Origin of the sequence: Pseudonocardia sp. TRM90224, assembly GCF_021245725.1 — a bacterium.
Lineage (GTDB): Bacteria > Actinomycetota > Actinomycetes > Mycobacteriales > Pseudonocardiaceae > Pseudonocardia.
Map to the genome: position 1 here is coordinate 105,623 of NZ_JAJGSX010000011.1, position 21,539 is coordinate 127,161.

The 21,539-nt window shown below is 70.3% G+C and carries 17 protein-coding genes; 13 read left to right on the forward strand and 4 right to left on the reverse strand.

All coding sequences use genetic code 11. From position 1 onward, the window contains the following. Nucleotides 1-3: 3 nt before the first annotated feature. The 3 genes from LL648_RS19630 to LL648_RS19640 all read right to left on the reverse strand — a co-directional run bounded on the left by LL648_RS19630 (nucleotide 4) and on the right by LL648_RS19640 (nucleotide 3,146). Nucleotides 4-720, reverse strand: a complete 717-nt coding sequence (locus LL648_RS19630; RefSeq protein ID WP_232664062.1) for a glutamate synthase — start codon at nucleotides 718-720, stop codon at nucleotides 4-6. A gap of 62 nt (nucleotides 721-782) precedes the next feature. Beyond that, a complete protein-coding gene (locus LL648_RS19635) occupies nucleotides 783-1,712 on the reverse strand; it encodes a class II glutamine amidotransferase (RefSeq protein ID WP_232664063.1) in 930 nt (309 codons plus the stop codon). A gap of 36 nt (nucleotides 1,713-1,748) precedes the next feature. Further along, nucleotides 1,749-3,146: a glutamine synthetase family protein gene (locus LL648_RS19640; protein WP_232664064.1), complete on the reverse strand. Its 1,398-nt coding sequence runs from the start codon at nucleotides 3,144-3,146 to the stop codon at nucleotides 1,749-1,751. Nucleotides 3,147-3,285: 139 nt separating this feature from the next. Here LL648_RS19640 and LL648_RS19645 point away from each other — a divergent pair, with 139 nt between their 5' ends. From LL648_RS19645 to LL648_RS19695, 11 genes are all read left to right on the forward strand, one after another. Next, nucleotides 3,286-3,948, forward strand: coding sequence for a helix-turn-helix domain-containing protein (locus LL648_RS19645; protein ID WP_232664065.1), 663 nt, complete (start codon nucleotides 3,286-3,288; stop codon nucleotides 3,946-3,948). Nucleotides 3,949-4,163: 215 nt separating this feature from the next. Continuing rightward, a complete protein-coding gene (locus tag LL648_RS19650) occupies nucleotides 4,164-5,423 on the forward strand; it encodes an FAD-dependent oxidoreductase (RefSeq protein ID WP_232664066.1) in 1,260 nt (419 codons plus the stop codon). A 15-nt stretch (nucleotides 5,424-5,438) separates the two neighbouring features. Continuing rightward, nucleotides 5,439-5,681 (forward strand): sarcosine oxidase subunit delta, encoded by a 243-nt coding sequence (locus LL648_RS19655; RefSeq protein ID WP_232664067.1) that lies wholly within the window; start codon nucleotides 5,439-5,441, stop codon nucleotides 5,679-5,681. Continuing rightward, nucleotides 5,678-9,175, forward strand: coding sequence for an FAD-dependent oxidoreductase (locus LL648_RS19660; protein WP_232664068.1), 3,498 nt, complete (start codon nucleotides 5,678-5,680; stop codon nucleotides 9,173-9,175). Before LL648_RS19655 ends, LL648_RS19660 begins: the two co-directional genes overlap by 4 nt. Continuing rightward, nucleotides 9,159-10,856, forward strand: a complete 1,698-nt coding sequence (locus LL648_RS19665; RefSeq protein ID WP_232664069.1) for a formate--tetrahydrofolate ligase — start codon at nucleotides 9,159-9,161, stop codon at nucleotides 10,854-10,856. Before LL648_RS19660 ends, LL648_RS19665 begins: the two co-directional genes overlap by 17 nt. A gap of 72 nt (nucleotides 10,857-10,928) precedes the next feature. Beyond that, nucleotides 10,929-11,117, forward strand: coding sequence for a hypothetical protein (locus tag LL648_RS19670; RefSeq protein ID WP_232664070.1), 189 nt, complete (start codon nucleotides 10,929-10,931; stop codon nucleotides 11,115-11,117). A 177-nt stretch (nucleotides 11,118-11,294) separates the two neighbouring features. Beyond that, a complete protein-coding gene (locus LL648_RS19675) occupies nucleotides 11,295-12,359 on the forward strand; it encodes an EamA family transporter (RefSeq protein WP_232664071.1) in 1,065 nt (354 codons plus the stop codon). Between the two features lie 2 nt (nucleotides 12,360-12,361). Then, nucleotides 12,362-12,652: a hypothetical protein gene (locus tag LL648_RS19680; RefSeq protein ID WP_232664072.1), complete on the forward strand. Its 291-nt coding sequence runs from the start codon at nucleotides 12,362-12,364 to the stop codon at nucleotides 12,650-12,652. Nucleotides 12,653-12,752: 100 nt separating this feature from the next. Beyond that, a complete protein-coding gene (locus LL648_RS19685; RefSeq protein ID WP_232664073.1) occupies nucleotides 12,753-15,077 on the forward strand; it encodes a DUF1989 domain-containing protein in 2,325 nt (774 codons plus the stop codon). Nucleotides 15,078-15,103: 26 nt separating this feature from the next. Next, nucleotides 15,104-16,432 carry an NAD(P)-binding domain-containing protein gene (locus tag LL648_RS19690; protein ID WP_232664074.1) on the forward strand — a complete coding sequence of 443 codons (1,329 nt, stop codon included), beginning with the start codon at nucleotides 15,104-15,106 and terminating at the stop codon, nucleotides 16,430-16,432. Nucleotides 16,433-16,538: 106 nt separating this feature from the next. Continuing rightward, a complete protein-coding gene (locus LL648_RS19695; RefSeq protein ID WP_232664075.1) occupies nucleotides 16,539-18,197 on the forward strand; it encodes a hypothetical protein in 1,659 nt (552 codons plus the stop codon). A 72-nt stretch (nucleotides 18,198-18,269) separates the two neighbouring features. Here LL648_RS19695 and LL648_RS19700 read toward each other — a convergent pair whose 3' ends face one another. Further along, nucleotides 18,270-18,989, reverse strand: a complete 720-nt coding sequence (locus LL648_RS19700) for an IclR family transcriptional regulator (RefSeq protein ID WP_232664076.1) — start codon at nucleotides 18,987-18,989, stop codon at nucleotides 18,270-18,272. A 100-nt stretch (nucleotides 18,990-19,089) separates the two neighbouring features. On the opposite strand from LL648_RS19700, the gene LL648_RS19705 reads away from it, so the two are divergent. Both LL648_RS19705 and LL648_RS19710 read left to right on the forward strand, forming a co-directional pair. Beyond that, on the forward strand, nucleotides 19,090-20,418 hold the full coding sequence (locus LL648_RS19705) for an NAD(P)/FAD-dependent oxidoreductase (protein ID WP_232664077.1): 1,329 nt from the start codon (nucleotides 19,090-19,092) through the stop codon (nucleotides 20,416-20,418). A 283-nt stretch (nucleotides 20,419-20,701) separates the two neighbouring features. Beyond that, nucleotides 20,702-21,436: a hypothetical protein gene (locus tag LL648_RS19710; RefSeq protein WP_232664078.1), complete on the forward strand. Its 735-nt coding sequence runs from the start codon at nucleotides 20,702-20,704 to the stop codon at nucleotides 21,434-21,436. Nucleotides 21,437-21,539: the final 103 nt, after the last annotated feature.

Consider the following 21,539-nt stretch of genomic DNA (forward strand, 5'->3'; position numbering starts at 1 on the left):
CTCCTAGAGAACGAGCTTGCGCTCGGTGGGCTCGAGGTTGTCGTAGTTCCACAGCTTCTTGCCGCACACGAACTTGCGGAACGTGTCGGGCCGGTCCATCCGGTAGATGCGGAACTTGCGGTCGATCAGCTCGTGGTCGGCGTCGGTCATCTCGGCCTCGACGCAGTCGACGCCCAGCGCGGCGACCTTCCCGCCCACGTAGAGCTGCCCGTCGTACATCGAGTCGCCGAGGCCCTGGCCCGCGTCGCCGCAGATGATCTGACGGCCGCGCTGCATCATGAAGCCGGTCATCGAGCCGACGTTGCCGCCGACGATGATCGTGCCGCCCTTCTGGTCGATCCCGGTCCGCGCGCCGGCGTGGCCGCGCACCACGAGGTCGCCGCCGCGCAGCGCCGCACCGGTGAGCGAGCCGGCGTTCTTGTCGATCACGACGACGCCGGACATCATGTTCTCCGCGACCGACCAGCCGACGCGCCCCGTGATGTGGATCTCGGGGCCGTCGATGAGGCCGCACCCGAAGTAGCCGAGGCTGCCGTTGATCGTGATCCGGCAGCGGGTGAGCAGCCCGACCGCGATCGAGTGCTGCGCCCCGGGGTTGTGGATGGTCAGCTCGGTGACGCCCTCGGTGTAGAGCAGCCGCCGCGCCTCCAGGTTGATCTGGCGCGGGGTGAGCCCGGCCGCGTCGAACTCGGCCGTCTCCCCGGCCACCGTCGCGATCATCGGAGCCTTGGTGTCGGGCTCGGCGAGGCCACGGTGGTCGACCCTGTGGGAACTCTTGGGTGTCACCTGCTCCACACCAGCACCTCCCGCTCGTAGGGGTCGTAGGTGTCGATCTCCCGGTTCAGCACGGCCCTGATCGCGACCTCCTCCGACGCCAGCGCCACCAGGTCGTCCGCTTCATAGAGCACCAGCGGCTTCGCGGCCATCTCGTCCTTGGCCACCCCGAGCTGGTCGGACGTGACGACGAGGTAGGTGAAGACGCCGTCGAGGTCGTCGAGGCTCTGCTTCATCGCCGTCTCCAGCGAGAGCCCGTCGGACATCCGCTGCGCGATGTAGACGGCGATGATCTCCGAGTCGCACTCCGACTGGAACCGGTGGCCCATCCGCTCCAGCCGCCGCCGCCACTGGTGGTAGTTGGTGAGCTGGCCGTTGTGCACCACCGCGACATCGGAGAACGGGTAGGCCCAGTACGGGTGCGCGCCGGCGATGTCGACGTCGCTCTCGGTCGCCATCCGCACGTGCCCGATCGCGTGGGTGCCGCGGAACCCGTCGAGCCGGTACTGCTCGGCCACGCTCCTCGCGTCGCCGAGATCCTTGACGATCTCCAGCGAGCGCCCGAGGGAGAGCACCTCCGCGCCGGGCACGTCCTCGACGAAGTCGGCGAGCGGCTTCAGCTCGCCGTCGTAGCGGAACGTCGCCCGGTAGGCGTACTCCGACTCGCCCTGCACGCGGTCGACGCTCGCGCCGAGCTTCGCCAGCCGCGCCTCGACCTCACGACGGTTGCGCTCGAGTCGCTCGGTGAAGTCGAAGTCGCGGTGCTGCGTGGGGTCGGCCAGCGTGAAGCGCATGACGGTGAGCTCGTTCGGCTCGCCGTACAGCGCGTACCCCGTCGAGTCGGGGCCGCGGTGGCGCATCGACTGGAGCATCCTGGCCATGTCGCGGCCGACGTCCCCCGTCCGGCCCCGGTAGATGATCCCTGCGATTCCGCACATGGGCATTCCCCTTCACAACAGGGCAGTTCAGGCAGTTCAGGGCAGGATGTCGAGGTACTCCTTGACGTCCCAGTCGGTCACCGCGGCGCAGAACCGCTCCCACTCGTCACGCTTGTAGTGCTCGAAGACCGTGTACATCTCGCCGGGCAGCGCGCTCTGCACGACCTCGTCGGCCTCCAGCGCGGCGAGCGCGTCGCCGAGGGTCATCGGGATCTTGCGGACCTCCTTGCCCTCGGCGAGCGCCTCGTAGATGTTGCGCTCCTCCGGCGGGCCGGGGTCGAGGTTGCGCTTGATGCCGTCGGCCATCGCCTTGATCAACCCGGCCATCGAGAGGTACGGGTTCACCGCGGAGTCGACGGAGCGGTACTCGAACCGGTCGGGCGAGCTGACTCGCAGCGCCGTCGTCCGGTTCTGGTAGCCCCAGTCGGCGTAGAGCGGTGCCCAGAACCCGGTGTCCCAGAGCCGACGGTAGGAGTTGACGGTCGGGGAGGTCAGGCAGGTCAGCGCGTTCAGGTGTTCCAGCACACCGCCGATCGCGGCGAGCCCGAGCTTGCTGGGCATGCGGGGGTTGTCGCCCTCGGGGAGGAACGCGTTGGTGTCGCCCTGCCAGAGCGAGATGTTGTGGTGGCACCCGTTCGCGGAGACGCCGGTGAACGGTTTCGGCATGAAGCAGGGGAACGCACCCAGCTCCCTGCCGACCTGCCGGCAGATCTGGCGGTAGGTGGTGAGCCGGTCGGCGGTGTGCTCGGCGCGGTCGAACTGCCAGTTCAGCTCCAGCTGCCCGGGCGCGTCCTCGTGGTCGCCCTGGATCATGTCCAGGCCCATCGCCGTCGAGTACTCGATCACCTTGTGGATCAGCGGCTGCAGCTCAGCGAACTGGTCGATGTGGTAGCAGTACGGCTTGGTCATGCCCTCGACGGACGGGGTGCCGTCGGGGTTGAGCTTGAGCCACATCATCTCCGGCTCGGTGCCGGCACGCAGGTGCAGGCCGGTCTCCTGCTCGAACTCCTTGTGGATCCGCTTGAGGTTGCCGCGGCAGTCGGAGCTCAGGAACGCGCCGGGGTCGACCTCCTCCTCCTTGCAGCGGAACAGCGTGCAGAACACCCGTGCCGTCTTCGGGTCCCATGGCAGGACGCAGAACGTCTCGGTGTCGGGGAGCCCGACCAGCTCACGCGCCTCCGGCCCGTACCCGATGTAGTCGCCGTGGCGGTCGATGAACAGGTTCGCCGTTGAGCCGTAGACGAGCTGGAAGCCCTTCTCGGCGAATCGCTCCCAGTGCGCGGCCGGAGCACCCTTGCCCATGATCCGTCCGGTGACGGAGACGAACTGGTAGTAGATGTACTGCACGCCGCTCTTGTCGATCTCGCGACGCACCCTGGCGATGTCCTCGGAACGACCATCGGTGGCCAGGAATTGATCGAGATCGGTGTCCATGAAACCCCTCCACATCGAGCGCCGGTGCTGCCGTGGGAGTTCTGCGATCCGTGTGGGATCCCCTCGAGATCCACGGACAGTAAACCGTGTCTCGTGTGACGAGACAACGGGGAAGTAGTTGTGCGCTACCGTTGACACCGTGAGCATCGAGGCGGTAACCGAGGGGGACGACCCGGTCGATGACAGGGCCGATGACCGGGCCGACCACCGGGCCGACGACCGGCCCGGTAGCGGGCTCGAGGAGTCGCTGGCGACCGTCATCGCCGAGCGGGTGCGCGAGTTCCGGCTGCGGCACGGGTGGACGGTCGGGCGCCTCGCCGACGAGTGCGGGCTGTCCAAGAGCATGCTCTCCAAGATCGAGAACGCCCAGACGTCGCCGAGCCTCGCGACGATCGCGCGGCTGTCGGAGGCTCTCGCGGTGCCGGTCACGGCGTTCTTCCGGGGGCTGTCGGAGGAGCAGGACGTCATCCTGGTCAAGGCCGGCGGCGGGCTGGACATCCAGCACCGCGGCTCGGAGCGCGGCCAGCGCTACCAGACCCTCGGAACGATGCGGGCGCCGCACGACAGCCTCGAGTCGATGCTTGTGACGCTCACCGAACGGGCCGACGCCTTCCCGCTCTACCAGCACGCCGGCACCGAGCTCATCTTCATGATCAGCGGGAAGATGGAGTACTGCTACGGCAACACCCGCTACGTGCTGGAGGCCGGCGACACCCTGCAGTTCGTCGGCGAGGTGACGCACGGGCCCGGCGAGCTGATCCAGCTCCCCATCCAGTTCCTCGCGGTCAAGGCCCGCGCGTAGCCCACCGGCCCACCGCCCCGCGGCGCGCCCGCCCAGGGGAGGGCAGGAAAGCCACTTTCCTGCCCCCACAGGGCCGGAAAGTGGCTTTCCTGCCCTCGCGGGTGCGTCGGCTGCGCGCACCGCGAGCCGCAGAAGCCTGTGCACTGTGGGTGGACAAGGTCCACCGTTGCTGAGTATGGTCCCCGTCACTGGCCGCCGAGCGAGAGGCTTGTGGCGTGATCGATCGCAACGGCAAGTACTCCGCGATCAGCCTGATCACCCATGGGTTGCGCAAATCGGAATGGCCGCGCGCGTGGCGCGCGCACGATCTCCGCAAGAGCTACGACGTCGTCGTCATCGGCGGCGGCGTGCACGGTCTGGCCACCGCCTATTACCTCGCGAAGAACCACGGCATCACGAATGTCGCGGTGCTCGACAAGGGGTATCTGGGCGGCGGCGGCTCGGGCCGCAACACCGCGATCCTGCGCTCCAACTACCTCACACCCGAGGGCGTCCGGTTCTACGACCGCTCGCTGGAGCTGTACCGCCACCTCGCGGCCGACCTGAACTTCAACGTCATGTTCTCCCGGCGCGGGCACCTCACCCTGGCCCACAACGACGGCTCGCTGCGCACCATGCGCTGGCGCGCCGAGGTCAACAAGCTGCAGGGCATCGACTCGCAGGTGATCGATCCGGCGCAGGTCAAGGAACTGGTCCCGCACCTGGACACGTCCGACGAGACCCGCTACCCGATCCTGGGCGCGCTCTACCACCCACCGGGCGGCATCATCCGCCACGACGCCGTGGTCTGGGGCTATGCCCGCGCCGCCGACCGGCTCGGGGTGCACCTGCACCAGAAGACCGAGGTCACCGGCATCGACGTGGTGAACGAGAGGGTCACCGGCGTCCGGACGAACCGCGGCGCGATCTCCGCGCCGATCGTCGTGAACTGCACAGCCGGCTGGTCGACCCTCATCTCCGACATGGCAGGCGTGCGCACCCCGGTCCAGACGTTCCCGCTGCAGGCCGCGGTCACCGAGCCGGTGCGCCCGTTCCTGCACGCCGTGGTCGTCTCCGGCACCCTGCACGTCTACGTCAGTCAGACCGACCGGGGTGAGCTCGTGTTCGGCGCGAGCGTCGACCCGTTCCAGTCGTACTCGATGCGCGGCTCCCTCGAGTTCGTCGAGGGGCTCGCCGCGCACGTCCTGGAGCTCATGCCGGGCCTGTCGCAGATGCGGCTGCTGCGGCAGTGGGCCGGGCTCTGCGACATGACGCCCGACTACTCGCCGATCATGGGCACGACCCCCGTCGAGGGTTTCTACCTGGACGTCGGGTGGGGCACCTACGGCTTCAAGGCAGGCCCGGTGTCGGGCGAGTCGATGGCGCAGGCGATCGCCACCCGCTCGACCCCGGAGATCATCTCGGCGTTCGGACTCGACCGGTTCGCCGAGGGCGAGCTGGTGGGGGAGAAGGGCGCAGCAGCCGTCGGGCACTAGAGCGTCTGGAGGATCATGATCGAGCTGCCCTGCCCGTGGTGCGGGCCGCGTGGTGTGAGCGAGTTCCGCTACGTGGGCGAGGGCGCCACCCGCCCCGACCCCGCCACGGCCACCCCGCAGGAGTGGCGCGCCTACCTCTACCTGCACGAGAACGCCCGCGGCTGGGTGCGTGAGAACTGGTACCACACCGCCGGCTGCCGCCGGTTCTTCAAGCTCGAGCGCGAAACGGAGTCCAACGAGACCCGGGCGGCGACATGACCTCCCACCGGCTCACGCGCCAGCAGGGTGAGGTCATCGACCGCGCCCGCACCATCGCGTTCACCTGGAACGGCCGCAACGTCACCGCCCACCCCGGCGACACGATCGTCTCCGCGCTCGCGGCCGCCGGCGAACGCGTGTTCTCCCGCAGCTTCAAGTACCACCGCCCGCGCGGCCTGCTCACCGCCAGCTACCACGACCCCGGCACGATCCTGCAGGTCGACGACGAGCCCAACGTCCGCGCCGCGCACCGGCTCGCCACCCCCGGCATCGCGGTGTCGTCGCAGAACACCTGGCCGTCGCTGAAGCTCGACGTCAAGGCCGTCAACCAGGTCGTCGGCCGGTTCCTCGCGCCGGGCTTCTACTACAAGACCTTCATCCAGCCCGAGCGGCTCTGGCCGGTCTACGAGAAGGTGCTCGCCCGGTTCGCCCACGCCGGCCGCATCTCCGGCAACGCCCCGCACCTGCAGTCGCACAAGCGGTTCGCCCACCCCGACGTGCTCGTCGCCGGCGGCGGCCCCGCGGGCATCACGGCCGCGCTCGCAGCCGCCCGGGCCGGCGCGCGCGTCATGCTCGTCGAGGAGGAGCACCAGCTGGGCGGGCACCTGCGCTGGGGCGGCTCCGCCGAGCTCGCGCGCCTCGCCGAGCTGCGGGCCGCCGTCGCTGCCGAGCCGGGCATCGAGGTGCTCTTCGACTCCGCCGTGCTCGGGCGCTACGACGGCAACTGGATCGCCGTCGTCGAGCGCGAACACGGCCACGAACGCCTGGTCAAGGCCCGCGCGGGCACGCTCGTCGTGGCGCCGGGGCTGATCGAGCGGCCGTACGTGTTCGCCGGTAACGACCTGCCTGGCGTGATGCTCTCGACCGCCGCCCGGCGGCTGATCAACTTGTACGCCGTGCGGCCCGGCGACCGCGCGGTTGTGCTCACCGCCAACGCCGACGGCGACGCCGTCGTCGCCGACCTGCGCCGAGCCGGTGTCGACGTCGCCCGGATCGTGGACGCCCGCCGCGGCGAGGACGTCGTGCGCGCGCACGGCCGCGGCCGCCTGCGTGCGGTCGAGCTGGCCGACGGCCGCAGGATCGAGGCAGACCTGCTGGTCACCGCCACCGGGTGGACCGCCCCGACCGCGCTGGTCAACCAGGCCGGCGACCGCCCGGTGTACGTCCCGCGCGCCGCCCGGTTCGTCCCCGGCCGCGACCTGCCCGAATCAGTGCTGGTCGCGGGCGGGCTGGCCGGCGACGGCAGCCTCGACGAGCTGTGCGGGCACGCCGACGCCGTCGGCGGCGAGGCCGCCCGCCGCGCGCTGGCCCACCGCGCGCGCAAGCTCTCGGTGCTGCCGACCCGCACGGGGCCCGCGCCGGAACCGGCCCAGCGGGACGCGTCGCCGATCGCGGCGCTGCCGCTCGACGAGCACCCCGAGCTCTTCCGCGGCCGGACCCACGGGATCGTCGACTTCTCCGAGGACGTCTCCTCCGCCGACATCTTCACCGCGGCGAAGGAGGGCTACGACTCGGTCGAGCTGCTCAAGCGCTACACGACCGCGACGATGGGCCCCGCCCAGGGCAAGCTGGAGACGGTCAACACCGTCGAGGTGCTCGCCGAGGCCACCGGCTCCACCATCGCCGAGACCGGCACCACGACCTGGCGGCCGGTGCACGTGCCGGTGACCTTGGGCGCGCTCGCCGGGCGGATCAGCGAGCCGGTGCGGCGCTCCCCGATGCAGGCCGCGCACGAGCGACTGGGCGCGCGGCCGCTCGTCGCCGGCCAGTGGATCCGGCCCGACCACTACGGCGACCCGGTCGCCGAGGCGCGCGCGGTGCGCGAGTCGGTCGGGATCATCGACGTGACCCCGATCGGCAAGCTCGACCTGCGCGGCCCCGACGTCGCACAGCTGCTCAACCTGCTCTACGTCAACAAGTGGTCGAAGCTCGCAGTCGGGCGCGTCCGCTACGGCGTGATGTGCGCCGAGGACGGCGTGGTCTTCGACGACGGCGTCACCGGACGGCTGGGTGAGGACCACTACCTGATGTCCACGACGTCCTCGGGCGCCGCGGCCGTGTGGGAGTGGGTCGAGAACTGGCTGCAGACCGAACGCCCGCAGTGGAAGGTCCACGTCACGCCGCTGACCACGGCGTACGCGAGCATCAACGTCGCCGGGCCGCGCTCGCGCGAGCTGGTCGGCCGCCTCGTCGAGGACGTCGACCTGGCCGAGGACGCCTTCGGCTACATGAACGTGCGCACCGGGCGCCTCGCCGGCGTCGACGGCTGCGTGCTGTGGCGGATCGGCTTCACCGGTGAGCTCTCCTACGAGCTGCACGTGCCCGCCGGGTACGGGCTGCACGTCTGGGAGGCGCTGCTGGAGCACGGCGCCGACCTCGGCGTCCGCCCGTTCGGTGTGGAGGCGCAGCGCATCCTGCGGCTGGAGAAGGGCCACTTCATCGTCGGGCAGGACACCGACGGCCTGACCAGGGCGTTCAGCGCTGGGCTCGACTGGGCGGTGAAGCTCGACAAGGACGACTTCGCCGGCCGGCCCGAGCTCGTGTGGCAGGAGAAGTCGGGCGGCGGACCGCGGCTGGTCGGGCTGCAGCCGGTCGACGGGTCGGTGGTGCCGCCCGAGGCGAGCCAGATCGTGATCGACGAGCGGATCGTCGGGCGGGTCACGTCCAGCCGGATGTCGCCGACGCTGCGCCGCTCCGTGTGCCTCGCCCAGCTCGACGCCCCGCTCGCCGTGCCCGGCACCGAGGTGACGGTGCTGCTGCCGGACGGGCGCCGGGTGCCGGCGCGCGTCACCGAGCACCACGCGCACGTCGACCCGGAGGGCAACCGGCTGCGCGGCACGTCCGACGAACCGGTCGGGCCGGTCCGCGAGACCGGGACCGCGACGCTGCGCAGCCCGCTCGAAGCGCCGACCCGCGCGGTCGGCTCGGCCGCGCCGTGCGAAGCGACCGTCACCGACCTGTCGCACCTGACGAAGGTGCACGTCAGGGCCCCGCACGGGGGTGCGGTCGGCGCGGCGCTCGGCATCGCCTTCGGTCGCGCGGTCCGCGATGAGCACGGTGCGCTCGTCGTCGGTTCGGGGCCGGGGGAGTGGCTGGTGCTCGCCGAGCCCACCGACGTCGGCGCAGCCGAGCGGGTCGCTGCGAAGGTGGACGTGCCGGACGAGTTCGTCTCCGTCGTCGACCTGACCCACGGCCGGGCGATGCTGCGGATCGCCGGCCCGCGTGCGGCAGACGTCTTGGCGAAGGTGTGCGCGATCGACCTCTCCGACGACGTGACCCCCGACGGGGCCGCGCTGCGGACGTCCATCGCAAAAGTCGTCACGGACCTCGTCCGCACCGATCTTGCTCGCACCGATCTTCCCGGCGAGCGTGGCTTCGTGCTGCACTGCGAGCGCTCGTCGGGCCAGTACCTGCTCGACGCGCTGCTCGATGCCGGCGAGGAGTTCGGCATCCAATTCGACAGTAGGAGCGACGACGGTGCCCTTCCCGAGTGACCTGGAGATCGCCCGCGGGGCGTCCTTGAAGCCGATCGAGGACGTCGCGGGGGAGATGGGCATCGACGCCCACCTGCTGGAGCCGTACGGCCGGGACGTGCTGAAGATCAGGCTGGAGGCGATCGAGGCGCTGGCCGACCGGCCGCGCGCCAAGTACGTGGTGGTATCGGCGGTGACGCCGACCCCGCTCGGCGAGGGCAAGACCACGACGACGGTCGGGCTCGGCCAGGCCATGCGGCACATCGGCAAGCGGGCGACCGTCGCGATCCGGCAGCCGTCGATGGGCCCGACGTTCGGGATCAAGGGCGGCGCGGCCGGCGGTGGTTACTCGCAGGTGGTGCCGATGGAGACGCTCAACCTGCACCTCACCGGCGATTTCCACGCCGTCACCTCGGCGCACAACATGCTCTCCGCCGTGCTGGACAACCACCTGTTCCAGGGCAACGAGTCGGGGCTGGACCCGCACAACATCACCTGGCGGCGGGTGCTGGACGTCAACGATCGGGTGCTGCGCAACGTGATCGTCGGGCTCGGCTCGAAGATGGACGGGATCCCGCGCCAGACCGGTTTCGACATCACCGCGGCCTCGGAGGTCATGGCGATCTTCGCGCTGGCCCGCTCGGTGCCGGAGATGCGCAAGCGGTTCGGCCGGATCGTCGTCGGCTACACCAACTCCGGCACTCCCGTCACCGCGGAGGACATCGGCGGTGCCGGGGCGATGGCCGTGATCATGCGCGAGGCGCTGAAGCCGAACCTGCTGCAGACGCTGGAGAACACGCCGGTGCTCGTGCACGCCGGCCCCTTCGGCAACATCGCCCACGGCAACTCGTCGGTCGTGGCCGACCTGATCGGCATCCACGCGGGCGACTTCCTGGTCACCGAGGCCGGTTTCGGCGCCGACATGGGCGCCGAGCGCTTCTTCAACATCAAGTGCCGGGCGTCGGGGCTCACCCCGGACGCCGCCGTGGTCGTCGCGACCGTGCGGGCGCTCAAGGCGCACTCCGGCAAGCACAAGATCGTGGCCGGCAAGCCGCTCCCGGAGGCGCTGTTCGCGGAGAACCCCGACGAGGTGCACATCGGCGGCGCCAACCTGCGCAAGCAGATCGAGAACATCCGGCTGCACGGCGTCTCACCGGTGGTGGCGATCAACGCCTTCCCCGGCGACCACCCGTCGGAGCACGAGGCGATCCGGCAGATCGCCGAGGAGATGGGTGCCCGCTCGGCCGTCTGCACGCACTTCGCGGAGGGCGGCAAGGGCGCCACCGAGCTGGCCGAGGCGGTCGCGGAGGCCGCGAACGAGCCGTCGGACTTCCAGTTCCTCTACCCCGACTCGGCATCGCTGCGGGAGAAGATCGAGACGGTCGCGCGCAAGGTGTACGGCGCCGACGGCGTCGACTACGACATGTCGGCGTCGCGCCAGATCGACGCCTACGAGCGCAACGGCTTCGGCGACCTGCCCGTCTGCATCGCCAAGACGCACCTCTCGATCTCGTCGGACGCCTCGCTGAAGGGCGCCCCGACGGGCTGGCGGCTGCCCGTCCGGGAGGTGCGGGCCTCGGTCGGCGCGGGGTTCATCTACCCGATCTGCGGCGACATGCGCACGATGCCCGGCCTCGGCGCGCACCCCGCCGCGCACACCATCGACATCGACGAGGAGGGACAGATCGTGGGCCTGTCCTGAAGGACAGGGCTGTCGCACCGACGGAAATGTGGTAAGACCCTTGTGTCAGATGAACGGGCACAGGGAGGAATCATGATGAGGGTTCTGGAGCGGGCCGCGGACGTGCTGCTGCGGGCGGTCGCACCGCGGATGCTGGCCGAGGCGGTCGACTGGTGGGAGTTCTGTTACTGCACCGGTTCGAAGGCCTTCGAAAGGCACTGCTATCTCGTCGGCGCGAGTCAGGTCTCGTGCGGGCCGTGTGTGCAGCGAGGACCGTGCTGAGAGCTGTCCGAATGCCGCCGGACGGGCCGCTGGCCCGTTCGGCGGCGCTCTTTGTCGCCCTAGTGGAGATTGCTCCATAATCGATCAAATTCCCTGCTCACGGAGGGTGTACAGGCGCGCGCCGAAGAGGGATGATCTGGGTCACATCCAGCGCAGCAGCTCCTGTGAGGGGTAAGGATGCTCGACTCGGAGAAAGTTCAGCGGTTGCGCGTCGAACACCGCAACCGACAGGTTCGATGGGGATTCATCTGGGCGCTCTGGTGCGCTGTGCTGTGGGCTGCGTGGTACGTGCCCGGCACTGCGATCTATTCCGAGGCGCCGTTTGCGGACATGACCAAGGAATACCTGCTCGCGGCCATGGTGATCACACTCTTGAACGCGATCGCCGTGTTGCTCGCGATGTTTCTCTGGGTCGGTGTGCTGGGCAAGTTCGGCGATTACGTGCGCACCGTGAAGCAGGTCCGGATCTCTCGCTGGTACCTCCCGGCCGGCCTCGCGGGCATGCTCGCGATCTTCGGCTCGGTGCTGGCCATCGCCTACGTCGGCGCCGCGTTCGCGGCCGTCGCCGCGCTGCTCTACCCGATCATCGGCGCGCTGCTCGCGCGCGTTTGGTACAACGAGCGGATCACGCCGCAGGCCGCGGTCGGGATCATCGTCGTGGTCGCGGGCGGTGTGATCGTCTTCGCGCCGGGCATCATCGGCGAGCTCACCGGCGCCGGCACCGGCGGGCTGCTCGGTTACGTCGGAGGCGCACTGGCGTTCATCGGGTGGGGCGTCGAAGGCGCCATCGCCGGCCGCGCGCTGGACGTCAGCGACCCCGACGTCGGGCTGACCATCCGGTTCACCGCCGAGGTGGCGCTCTGGATCATCGTCGGCGTGCCCGTCGCGTCGGCGCTGGCCGGCGGCCGGTTCTGGGAGGTCGTCGGGCTCACGCTGGCCAACCCGAACAACCTGCTGCTGCTGGTGCTGCTCGGGTTGACCTTCGGGTTCTGCTACGTCGCCTGGTACAAGTCGTTCCCGCTGATCGGGGTCGGGCGTGGGCAGGCCATCGCGTCGCTGTACGGCCCGCTCGCGATCGTCTGGCTCTTCCTCTTCAAGCCCGAATCGCCACCCGCGATCCAGTTCGTCATCGGCGCGATCGTCGCCGTGATCGGCAGCTTCGTGCTGTTCACCGAGCGCCGCGACGTCCTGGAGGTCATCCGGGCCGTACCGGGCATCCACACCGGCGCGAAGGGCGGCTGACCGTGTCCGAGCTGCACATCAAGGGATTCATGCTGGAGCTGCTCTCGGCCGCCCCGATGTGGGACAACGAGCTGGCCGCCGCCGTCATGCAGGAGTACGGCCTGTCGGGCGAGTACTGGTACGGCACCGTTCGGCTGACGCTCACCGACCTGTACTCCGGCGGCCTGCTCGACGAGGTCGAGACGACCGTGACGGCCACCGACGACGGGGAGGAGAGGCTGTTGTTCAAGTTCGCGCTCAACGACTTCGGCCGCGACCGCATGCGGCAATCCGGATTGGCGGTGGCGACGTGAGCTGGTTCGGTTATGCGGCAGGCCCGGTTTTGATGACGATCCTGTTCATCGGGCTGCCCCTGCTCGCGCTCTACCAGGCCCGCACCTTCGTCAAGAAGCTGTGACGTCCGCTCGCCTGCTGGTGCCCGGCTTGCTCTCTCGCGAGCCGGGCCTCGAGACGTACTGGGTGCGCCCCGGCGGGGTGACGGCGTTGCGGCTGGCCGGTGGCGACCGGCTCGACGTCGTCGACCGCGATGGGCGCCAGCGCGCCGAGGTGACCGTGCTGGCCGGTCGCTTGGGTGATCGCTCGGGTGGTCTGCAGGCCGACGCACCGGCCACGGTGGTGCGCCGCGCCGAGAGCGTGCACGGCGTGCTGGCCGAGCACGGCGTCGACCCCGCGCAGGCGCGGGCCGCGGTGCTGTTCGGGGAGTGGTCGCCGGCGGGAGCGCGCGAGTCGTTCACCGTCGAGGACGACGCCGGCGACACGGTGGTGGTCGTTGCGGCACCCGCGCCGGCCATGGCGGTCGACGAGCAGAACCCGCCGTCCGACCTCGTGCTGGAGGTCCGCCGCGCGGTGCTGCGACCCGTGCCCGACCGGCCGTTGCCGGAGCCGCTCGCCGAACCGGTGCTCGACATGCGCATCGACGCCGCGACGGCGTCGAGCTACGAGGTGCGCGAAGGCCAGTTCATCCAGGTCATCGACGTCGAGGGTCGGCAGTGCTCCGACTTCCTCGCGTTCGGGGCGCGGCGGCTGCAGGAGGGCGACGAGCGCGGCCTCGACTCCACCACCACCCGCTACCTGATGGGCAACGCGTACCCGCAGCCCGGCCTGTTCGGGAAGTTCTACGACCAGGACGCGCAGCCGCTCGTCGAGATCGTGCGCGACACCGTCGGGCGCCACGACACGTTCGGGCTGGCCTGCAACGCGAAGTACTACGCCGACATGGGCTACCCGGGCCACGTCAACTGCACCGACAACTTCAACCGCGAGCTCTCCGGCTACGGCATCGCCCCACGGGCCGGCTGGCCGGCGCTCAACCTCTTCTACAACACCGCGTTCGACGACCACAACCTGCTGGTCTTCGACGAGCCGTGGTCCCGGCCGGGCGACTACGTCCTGCTGCGCGCGAGCCAGGACCTCGTCTGCGCGTCGTCGGCGTGCCCCGACGACATCGACCCGTCCAACGCGTGGGTGCCCACCGACGTCCACGTGCGCGTGTACGACGCCCCGACGAACCCCACGAGGACGTTCTCCATGGCCATCGCGCACCGGGTGACCCCCGAATCGGCGGCGACGCTGACCAAGCAGACCGCTTTCCACGCCAGGACATCCGCCCTGACCAGGCAGTTCGTCGAGTACCGCGGATACTGGCTGCCGTCGAGCTTCGATCAGCACGGGCCGCAGGCCGAGTACTGGGCCTGCCGCGAGCGCGCGGCCGTCATGGACCTCTCGCCGCTGCGCAAGTTCGAGGTGCTCGGGCCCGACGCGGAGGCGTTGCTGCAGGCCACGGTCACGCGCAACATCCGGAAGCTCTCACACGGGCAGGTCGTCTACTCGGCGGTCTGCAACGAGACCGGCGGCATGATCGACGACTGCACCGTGTTCCGGCTCGGCGACACCAACTTCCGGTTCGTCGGCGGCGACGAGTACAGCGGCGTGTGGCTGCGCGAGCAGGCCCAGCGGCTCGGGCTCGACCGGGTGTGGGTGAAGCACTCCACCGACCAGCTGCACAACATCGCCGTGCAGGGCCCGGCCAGCCGCGACCTGCTCAAGGAGATCATCTGGACGCCGCCGACGCAGGCCGCGTTCACCGACCTGACGTGGTTCCGGTTCGCGATCGGACGCATCGGCGACCACAACGGCATCCCGCTGCTCATCTCGCGCACCGGCTACTCGGGTGAGCTCGGCTACGAGCTGTGGGTGCACCCGGACGACGGCGTGGCGCTGTGGGACGCCGTGTGGGCGGCGGGGCAGCCGCACGGGCTCACGCCGCTCGGGCTGGAGGCGCTCGACATCCTGCGCATCGAGGCGGGGCTGGTGTTCGCCGGCTACGACTTCTCCGACCAGACCGACCCGTACGAGGCCGGCATCGGCTTCACCGTGCCGTTGAAGACCAAGGAGGACGACTTCGTCGGGCGCGACGCGCTGCTGGGCCGCAAGGCCTCGCCGCAGCGCACGCTCGTCGGGCTGGAGCTGGCCGGGAACGAGCCCGCGGCGCACGGCGACTGCGTGCACGTGGGCCGTTCCCAGGTCGGGGTGGTCACCAGCGCCACCCGCTCGCCCATCCTGCGCAAGAACATCGCGCTCTGCCGGATCGCCGTGCAGCACAGCGAGATCGGCACGGCCGTCGAGGTCGGGAAGCTCGACGGTCACCAGAAACGCATTCCCGCGAGGGTCGTCCGCTTCCCGTTCTACGACCCCGACAAGACCCGGCCCCGATCCTGAGCGGGCTGATCACGAGTGGAGGAACCATGGCACGCGTCGCCGTCATCGGCGCCGGCCCGAGCGGCCTTGCCCAGCTGCAGGCGTTCGCTGCGGCTCGCAGCAGCGGGGTGGAGGTACCCGAGGTCGTCTGCTTCGAGAAGCAGAGCGACTGGGGTGGGTTGTGGAACTACACCTGGCGCACCGGGCTCGACCAGTACGGCGACCCCGTCCACGGCAGCATGTACCGGTACCTGTGGTCCAACGGGCCGAAGGAATGCCTCGAGTTCGCCGACTACCCGTTCGACACGCATTTCGGGAAGCCGATCCCGTCGTTCCCGCCGCGGGCCGCGTTGTACGACTACATCACCGGGCGCGCGATGCAGAGCGGCGTCCGCGACCAGATCCGGTTCGACTCCGCCGTGCGCTGGGTCGGCTTCTCCGACGACCGCTTCCAGCTGACCGTCGAGAGCCGCGCCGACGGGCGGACCAGCACCGAGGAGTTCGACCACGTCATCGTCGCGACCGGGCACTTCTCGACGCCGAACGCGCCGGAGTACCCGGGGTTCGCCACGTTCCCCGGCCGGATCATGCACTCGCACGACGTCCGCGACGCGCAGGAGTTCACCGGCAAGGATCTGCTGATCCTCGGGTCCAGCTACTCCGCCGAGGACATCGCGCTGCAGTCGAAGAAGTACGGCGCCCGCTCGGTCACCGTCGCCTACCGCAACGCGCCGATGGGCTTCGGCTGGCCCGACGGGATCGTCGAGGTGCCCAAGCTCGAGCGGGTGGAGGGGCGCACGGCGCACTTCGTCGACGGGACCTCGCGCGACGTCGACGCGATCGTGCTCTGCACGGGCTACCGGCACTGGTTCCCGTTCATGGAGGACGAGCTGCGCCTGCAGACGACGAACGTCCTCTACCCGGACAACCTGTACAAGGGTGTGGTCTGGACGGCCAACCCGAAGCTCATGTACTTGGGCATGCAAGACCAGTACTACACGTTCACGATGTTCGACGCGCAGGCCTGGTACGCGCGTGACGTCGTGCTCGGGCGGGCCACGCTGCCGTCGAGGGCGGAGATGGACGCCGACATCGCGTCGTGGCGCGCGCGGCAGGACACGCTGAGCAACCCGGCCGAGGACATCGACTTCCAGACCGACTACGTGCGCGACCTGCTCAAGGTGATCGACTACCCGGCGTTCGACCTCGACATGGTGCGCGACCACTTCAACACGTGGGAGCACCACAAGGAGGAGAGCATCACCGGCTACCGCGACCGGTCGTTCGCCTCGCCGTGCACCGGCTCGGTCGGTCCGCTGCACCACACGCCGTGGTGGGACGAGCCGGACGACACCCTGGAGACGTTCCTGAGGTAAACCGTCGACAACGACGTTCTGGCTGTTTGTGAGCGCTAACAACAGCCAAAACGTCGTTGTCGACGCCAATGCGGGCGCGTGAGCGCTGGCTGGCACGATCCCGGGTATGGCAGTGGCACGGGCGGGTCGGATGTTCGGCCTGCTGGCCGTGCTGGTGCCGACCGCGCTGGTCGCTTGGCACGGCTCGCTCTACGGCAGCTGGATCGTCGACGACGCCGGCGTCACGTTCGCCTACGCGCGCTCGATCGCGACGGGCGCCGGCGCAGTGCCGCAGCCGGGCGCCGGGCCGGTCGAGGCGTTCACCAGCCCGGTGTGGCTCGCGATGCACGTCGTCGGCCGGTGGTTGGGGCTGTTCGACCGCGGGACGTGGTTCGGCGTGCCCGACTACGTCGCGTTCCCGAAGGCGCTCGGGCTGCTCACGGCGGCGCTTGTGTTCGCCGGCTTCCACCGCGCGGCGAAGGCGGTCACGAGCCGGCCGGCGGTCGTGACGCTCGTTGCGGGGGTGCTGCTCGCGGCCGTGCCGTCGTTCGTGGTGTGGACGCTGTCCGGGCTGGAGAACGGCCTGCTCGCGGCGGCCGCGGTGTGGCTGGTGGCGCTGATGCTGCCGGCGGTCGTGGAGGGCCGGCTGCTGACGCCGCGGGTTGCGGTGGGGTGCGGGCTATTGGCCGCGCTCGCCGCGCTGACCAGGGCGGACGGTGTCGTGTTCGTGGCGGCGTACCCGCTGGTTGCGCTCGGGCTCATGCGCCGCGGGGAGCTGCGAGGGATCACCCGGGCGGTCGGGATCTCGCTCGGGGCGTTCGCCGTGCCGATCGCGATCTGCGCGGTGTGGCGGCTCGTGACGTTCGGGAGCGTCTTGCCCAGCCAGGCCGTCACCGACATGCAGGGCCTGCCCGACGTCGGCGCGGCCGTCGCGTGGTTCGACCTGGTCGGCTACCTCCCCTGGCCGCTCGTCGTCGCCGCGGTGGTGGTCGTCGGCGTGGCCGTGGTGCACCGCTCGGCCGCCGCCCTCCCTGCCCGTCGGCCGCTGGGTGCCGTGCTGGTGCCGTTCGGGCTGGCCGGGCTGGCCTTCTTGCTCCTGCACCCGGACTGGATGGAGCACCTCCGCTACGCCACCTCGATCTGGGCGGTGGGCGCGCTGCTCATCGTGCTCTGCGCGCTACGGGTGATCGCGATCGTGCGGGCGCGGCGGGCCGTGTTCGTCGGCGGCGGGGTCGCCGTCGCTGCTGCGGTGGTCGCGTCGGCACCCGCGATGGTCGGATCAGCGCTCGACTTCGGCGACTACCCGTCCGCGCCCATCTGCGTCGCCGTCGAGCAGACCGGCCGGACGGTGAACGCGTACGAGGCCGTCGTCGCAGCCTCGGGGCCGACGCTGCTGGGTCCCGACCTCGGTGCCGCGGCGCTCACCAGCACGTCGCGGATCGTCGACATCGGCGGGACCGCGGACCCGCGCATCGCCGACTTCTGGGAGCGCGAGGACCGCACGGCGTTCGCCGAGTACGTCTTCGCGACCGTGCGCCCGACGTTCATCAAGGGCTCCGAGTACACGATGTCCGATTCCGGGCTCGCAGCCGACCCGCGGCTGGAGCGCGACTACGCCGAGATCGCGTCGGACAAGGACCTGACCGACTGGGTCCGACGCGACGCCCTCCGCACCCCCACCCAGCTCGACGAGCTGACCACACTCGCCGAGAGCACCCTCCAACCGGCCGTCGACGACGCCAAGAACGCCGGCAGCGCGTCCTGCGGCGACCGCCTCACCCCCTGACTTCCCCACCGTTTTGCCAACCTGCACACCGTTTTGGGTGTGCAAGTTGGCAAAACGGTGGGGAACTTCGGGTCAGGTGAGCTCGGTGAGGGTCGCCGCGTGGGCGGTCATGGCGGGGAGGGCGGCCTGCATCTCGCCGGGGCCGAAGCGGGCGGCCGGGCCCTGGACGCCGAGCACGGCCGTCAGCGTGCCCGCGGTGTCGCGCACGGGCACGGCGACGGCGTTGAGATCCTCCTCGCGCTCGCCGACGGCCTGTGCCCACCCGGCCGCGCGCACGCGCTCGACCTCGCCCGCCAGCTCCACCCGGTCGACGACGGTGCGCGCGGTGAAGCGGCTCAGCTCGCCCTCGGGCAGCCGCCCGCCCCAGGCGAGGAAGACCTTCCCGGCCGCCGTCGCGTGCGCGACGCTGTTGCGCCCGATATGCGCGACGCTGCGTACGGACTGAGGGCTCTGCACGAAGTCGAAGGTCAGCAGGTCGTGCGTGCCGGGGAGGGAGAGCGTTGCCGTCTCGCCGGTGGTCGCGGTGAGCTCGGTGAGCACCGAGCGGGCCATCCCGCGCAGGTCGAGGGTCTCCCGCGCGGCGCCGGCCAGCTGCAGGATGCGCATGCCGAGCCGGTAGCGCCCGGTGGCCGGCAGGTGCTGCACGAGCCCTGCCGTGGCGAGAGTGGACAGCAGCCGGGAGATGCTGCTGACGTTGACGCCGGTGCGTCGTGCGATCTCGTTGGTGCCCAGCTCGGAGCGGGCCTCGGCGAGTGTGTCGAGCACGTCGATGGCCCGCTGGACCGATCCCACCTGACGAGCCGCTGGCCGGCCGGTGCGCGCCATAGTAGTGTCACTCCCAGCAGTGGAGATGGTATTGCCCGTAGGGAAATGATACCCGAGGGGGAGCCGGATGTCCCAGCACGCTCGCTTCGTGATCATCGGCGCCGGAATCCACGGACTGTCGACGGCCTGGCACCTCGCGCGCCGCCTGCGCGCAGCCGGCGGCAACGGATCCGACGTCCTCGTGCTCGACAAGACCGCCATCGGCGCCGGCGCGTCCGGCGTGGCCTGCGGGGTCGTGCGCAACAACTACTTCCAACCCGCGATGCGGGAGCTGATGGCGCACTCGGTGGGGGTGTGGGAGTCCGATCCGGAGGCGTTCGCCTACCACGGCGTCGGCTACATCCAGGCCGCGCCGGAGGTGATGCGCGCCGACGTCGAGCAGATCTACGCCGAGCAGCAGGCCATCGGCTACCCGTCGGAGCTCGTGGTGGGGGAGCAGGCCTGCCGCGAGTACATGACGGCGATGTTCTCCGACTGGAAGGCGCCCGGCATCACCGCCGTGCTGCACGAGAAGCGCGGTGGCTACGCCAACAACGTGGCATCGCTGAAGGGGCTCGCCGCGAAGGCCGAGGCGGAGGGCGTGCAGATCCGGACCGGCGTGCGCGTCACGGACCTCACCCTGAAGCGAGGCCGGGTCTTCGCCATCGAGACCGACCAGGGCGACATCTCGTGCGAGCAGCTGATCGTCGCGGTCGGCCCGTGGATCCGCGACATCTGGTCGATGCTCGAGATGCCCGACCGCATCCCCGTCACCGGACCGGACGGCACCGTGCACCCCGACCGCCCGATGTGGACGTACTGGGCGCTGCAGGAAGGTGTGCTGGAGGTCGACCCCAACACGTTCGTCGACAACGGCGGCGGCATGCCGCCGGTGCTGCACGTCGACTCCGACCAGCCGCTGTACGACGACACCGACGGCAGCTTGATCACCGACGAGCTGTGGGGCATCTACTACAAGCCCGACTTCTCCTTCGGCGGTGTGCAGGGCGGTGCGTCACCCGTGGAGGTCCGCCGCCCGGCCGGGCAGGTCGAGGTCGACCCGTACGGCCCGCACAGCCCCGAGTTCACCGTCGGCGACGACTTCGTGCGCATGTGGACCTCGGCGCTGGCGCACTGCCACGGTCGTTTCGAAGGCACGCGCGCGCTCTACCGCGACGAGCCCTCCGGCGGCATCGGCGCGTTCACGCCCGACAGCTTCCCGGTGTTCGACGTCGTCGGCGAGAACGCGTACGTGATCGCCGACTCCAACCACGGCTACAAGATGATCGGGGTCGGCGAGCTGGTGGCCGGCGAGGTGATGGGGGAGCGCAGCGCATTGCTGGAACCGTTCCGGCTCTCCCGCTACGAGACGGGCGAGCTGCACCCGACGAGCCACTCGCCGTTCCCCTGGAGCTAGTACTCCGGAGCACAACTGGAGTACTTAAGACGGCAAGTCTGGTACTTCGTCGTGGAATTTTGTCCGAGAACTCGGGTGAGCCATTTCGGTCTCCCCAGTCGGCCTGCCGCCACCCCGCGCACCGCCGGGGAGACCGTCGACAACGACGTTCTGGCCGTTTGTGAGCGCTAACAACAGCCAAAACGTCGTTGTCGACGGCCAAGCCCGGCCCTGCCCCGAGACATGATCACGATCTACAACGGCTAGACCCAACCGAACTGCGTGCGGCATGGTCGTCGGTCATATGGGCAGATCTGGATGGACGCGCGACCCGGTGGTCGTGGCGGGCGGTGGGGCGCTGCTCGCCGACTGCGTGGGCTGGATGGTGTGGGCCGGCTTCGCCGGCGGCCAGGCGTGGGGCAGCCTGCTCTGGGTCGTCGGCGCGCTGGCGGCCGTGCTGACGGCGTGCGCGCTCAGCTTGCTGCGCGGTCACCGCTGGTCGGGGGTGTGGGCGGCGTGGCTCCTCGCGCTGGTCACGTCCATGTCCTCCACCCCGGTCGTCGCGACGACCGGGGCGGTCGTCGTCGCGCTGGTGGCGTGGGCGACCGTCCGCCTGCGGCTCGCTGACCCGAGAGCGCTGCGGGTGCGCGACGCGGCGCGCGACCGCTTAGTGCTGGCTGCAGGCGTGGCCGGTCTCGTCGCCGCCGGTGCGCTCCTCGTATGGATCGGCGTGTGGGTGTCGCAGAGCGACGTTCTGCGGCCGGACTTCCGGGGGTCGTTCTTCTCGCCGCAGGCCCTCGTCGCGATGCGGGTCGTCCCGGTGCTCGCGCTGGCCGTGGCGGCCGTGGAGACGCTGCGCGGGTCGCTGGGCTGGGCGATGGTCGGGACCTGGTTGGTCGTGATGATCGGTCTCGCGCTGGCGCGCGGCGCGGACGACCTCGCCGTCGTGGTGCCGGCAGCCGCGGTGCTCTTCGTGCTCTTCGTGGTCGCGTACGTCCGGCTGTCGAGGCTGGCCGAGGCCCAGCAGATCGTCACCTGACACTTCTCCCACTTAAACGTATAGCCGGTGGGGGGACTTGCGGCAAGACCCCGGTGCGGGTTCAAACTCTCCGTCCGTGCGCTGGTCGAGCGCGCGTATGGGG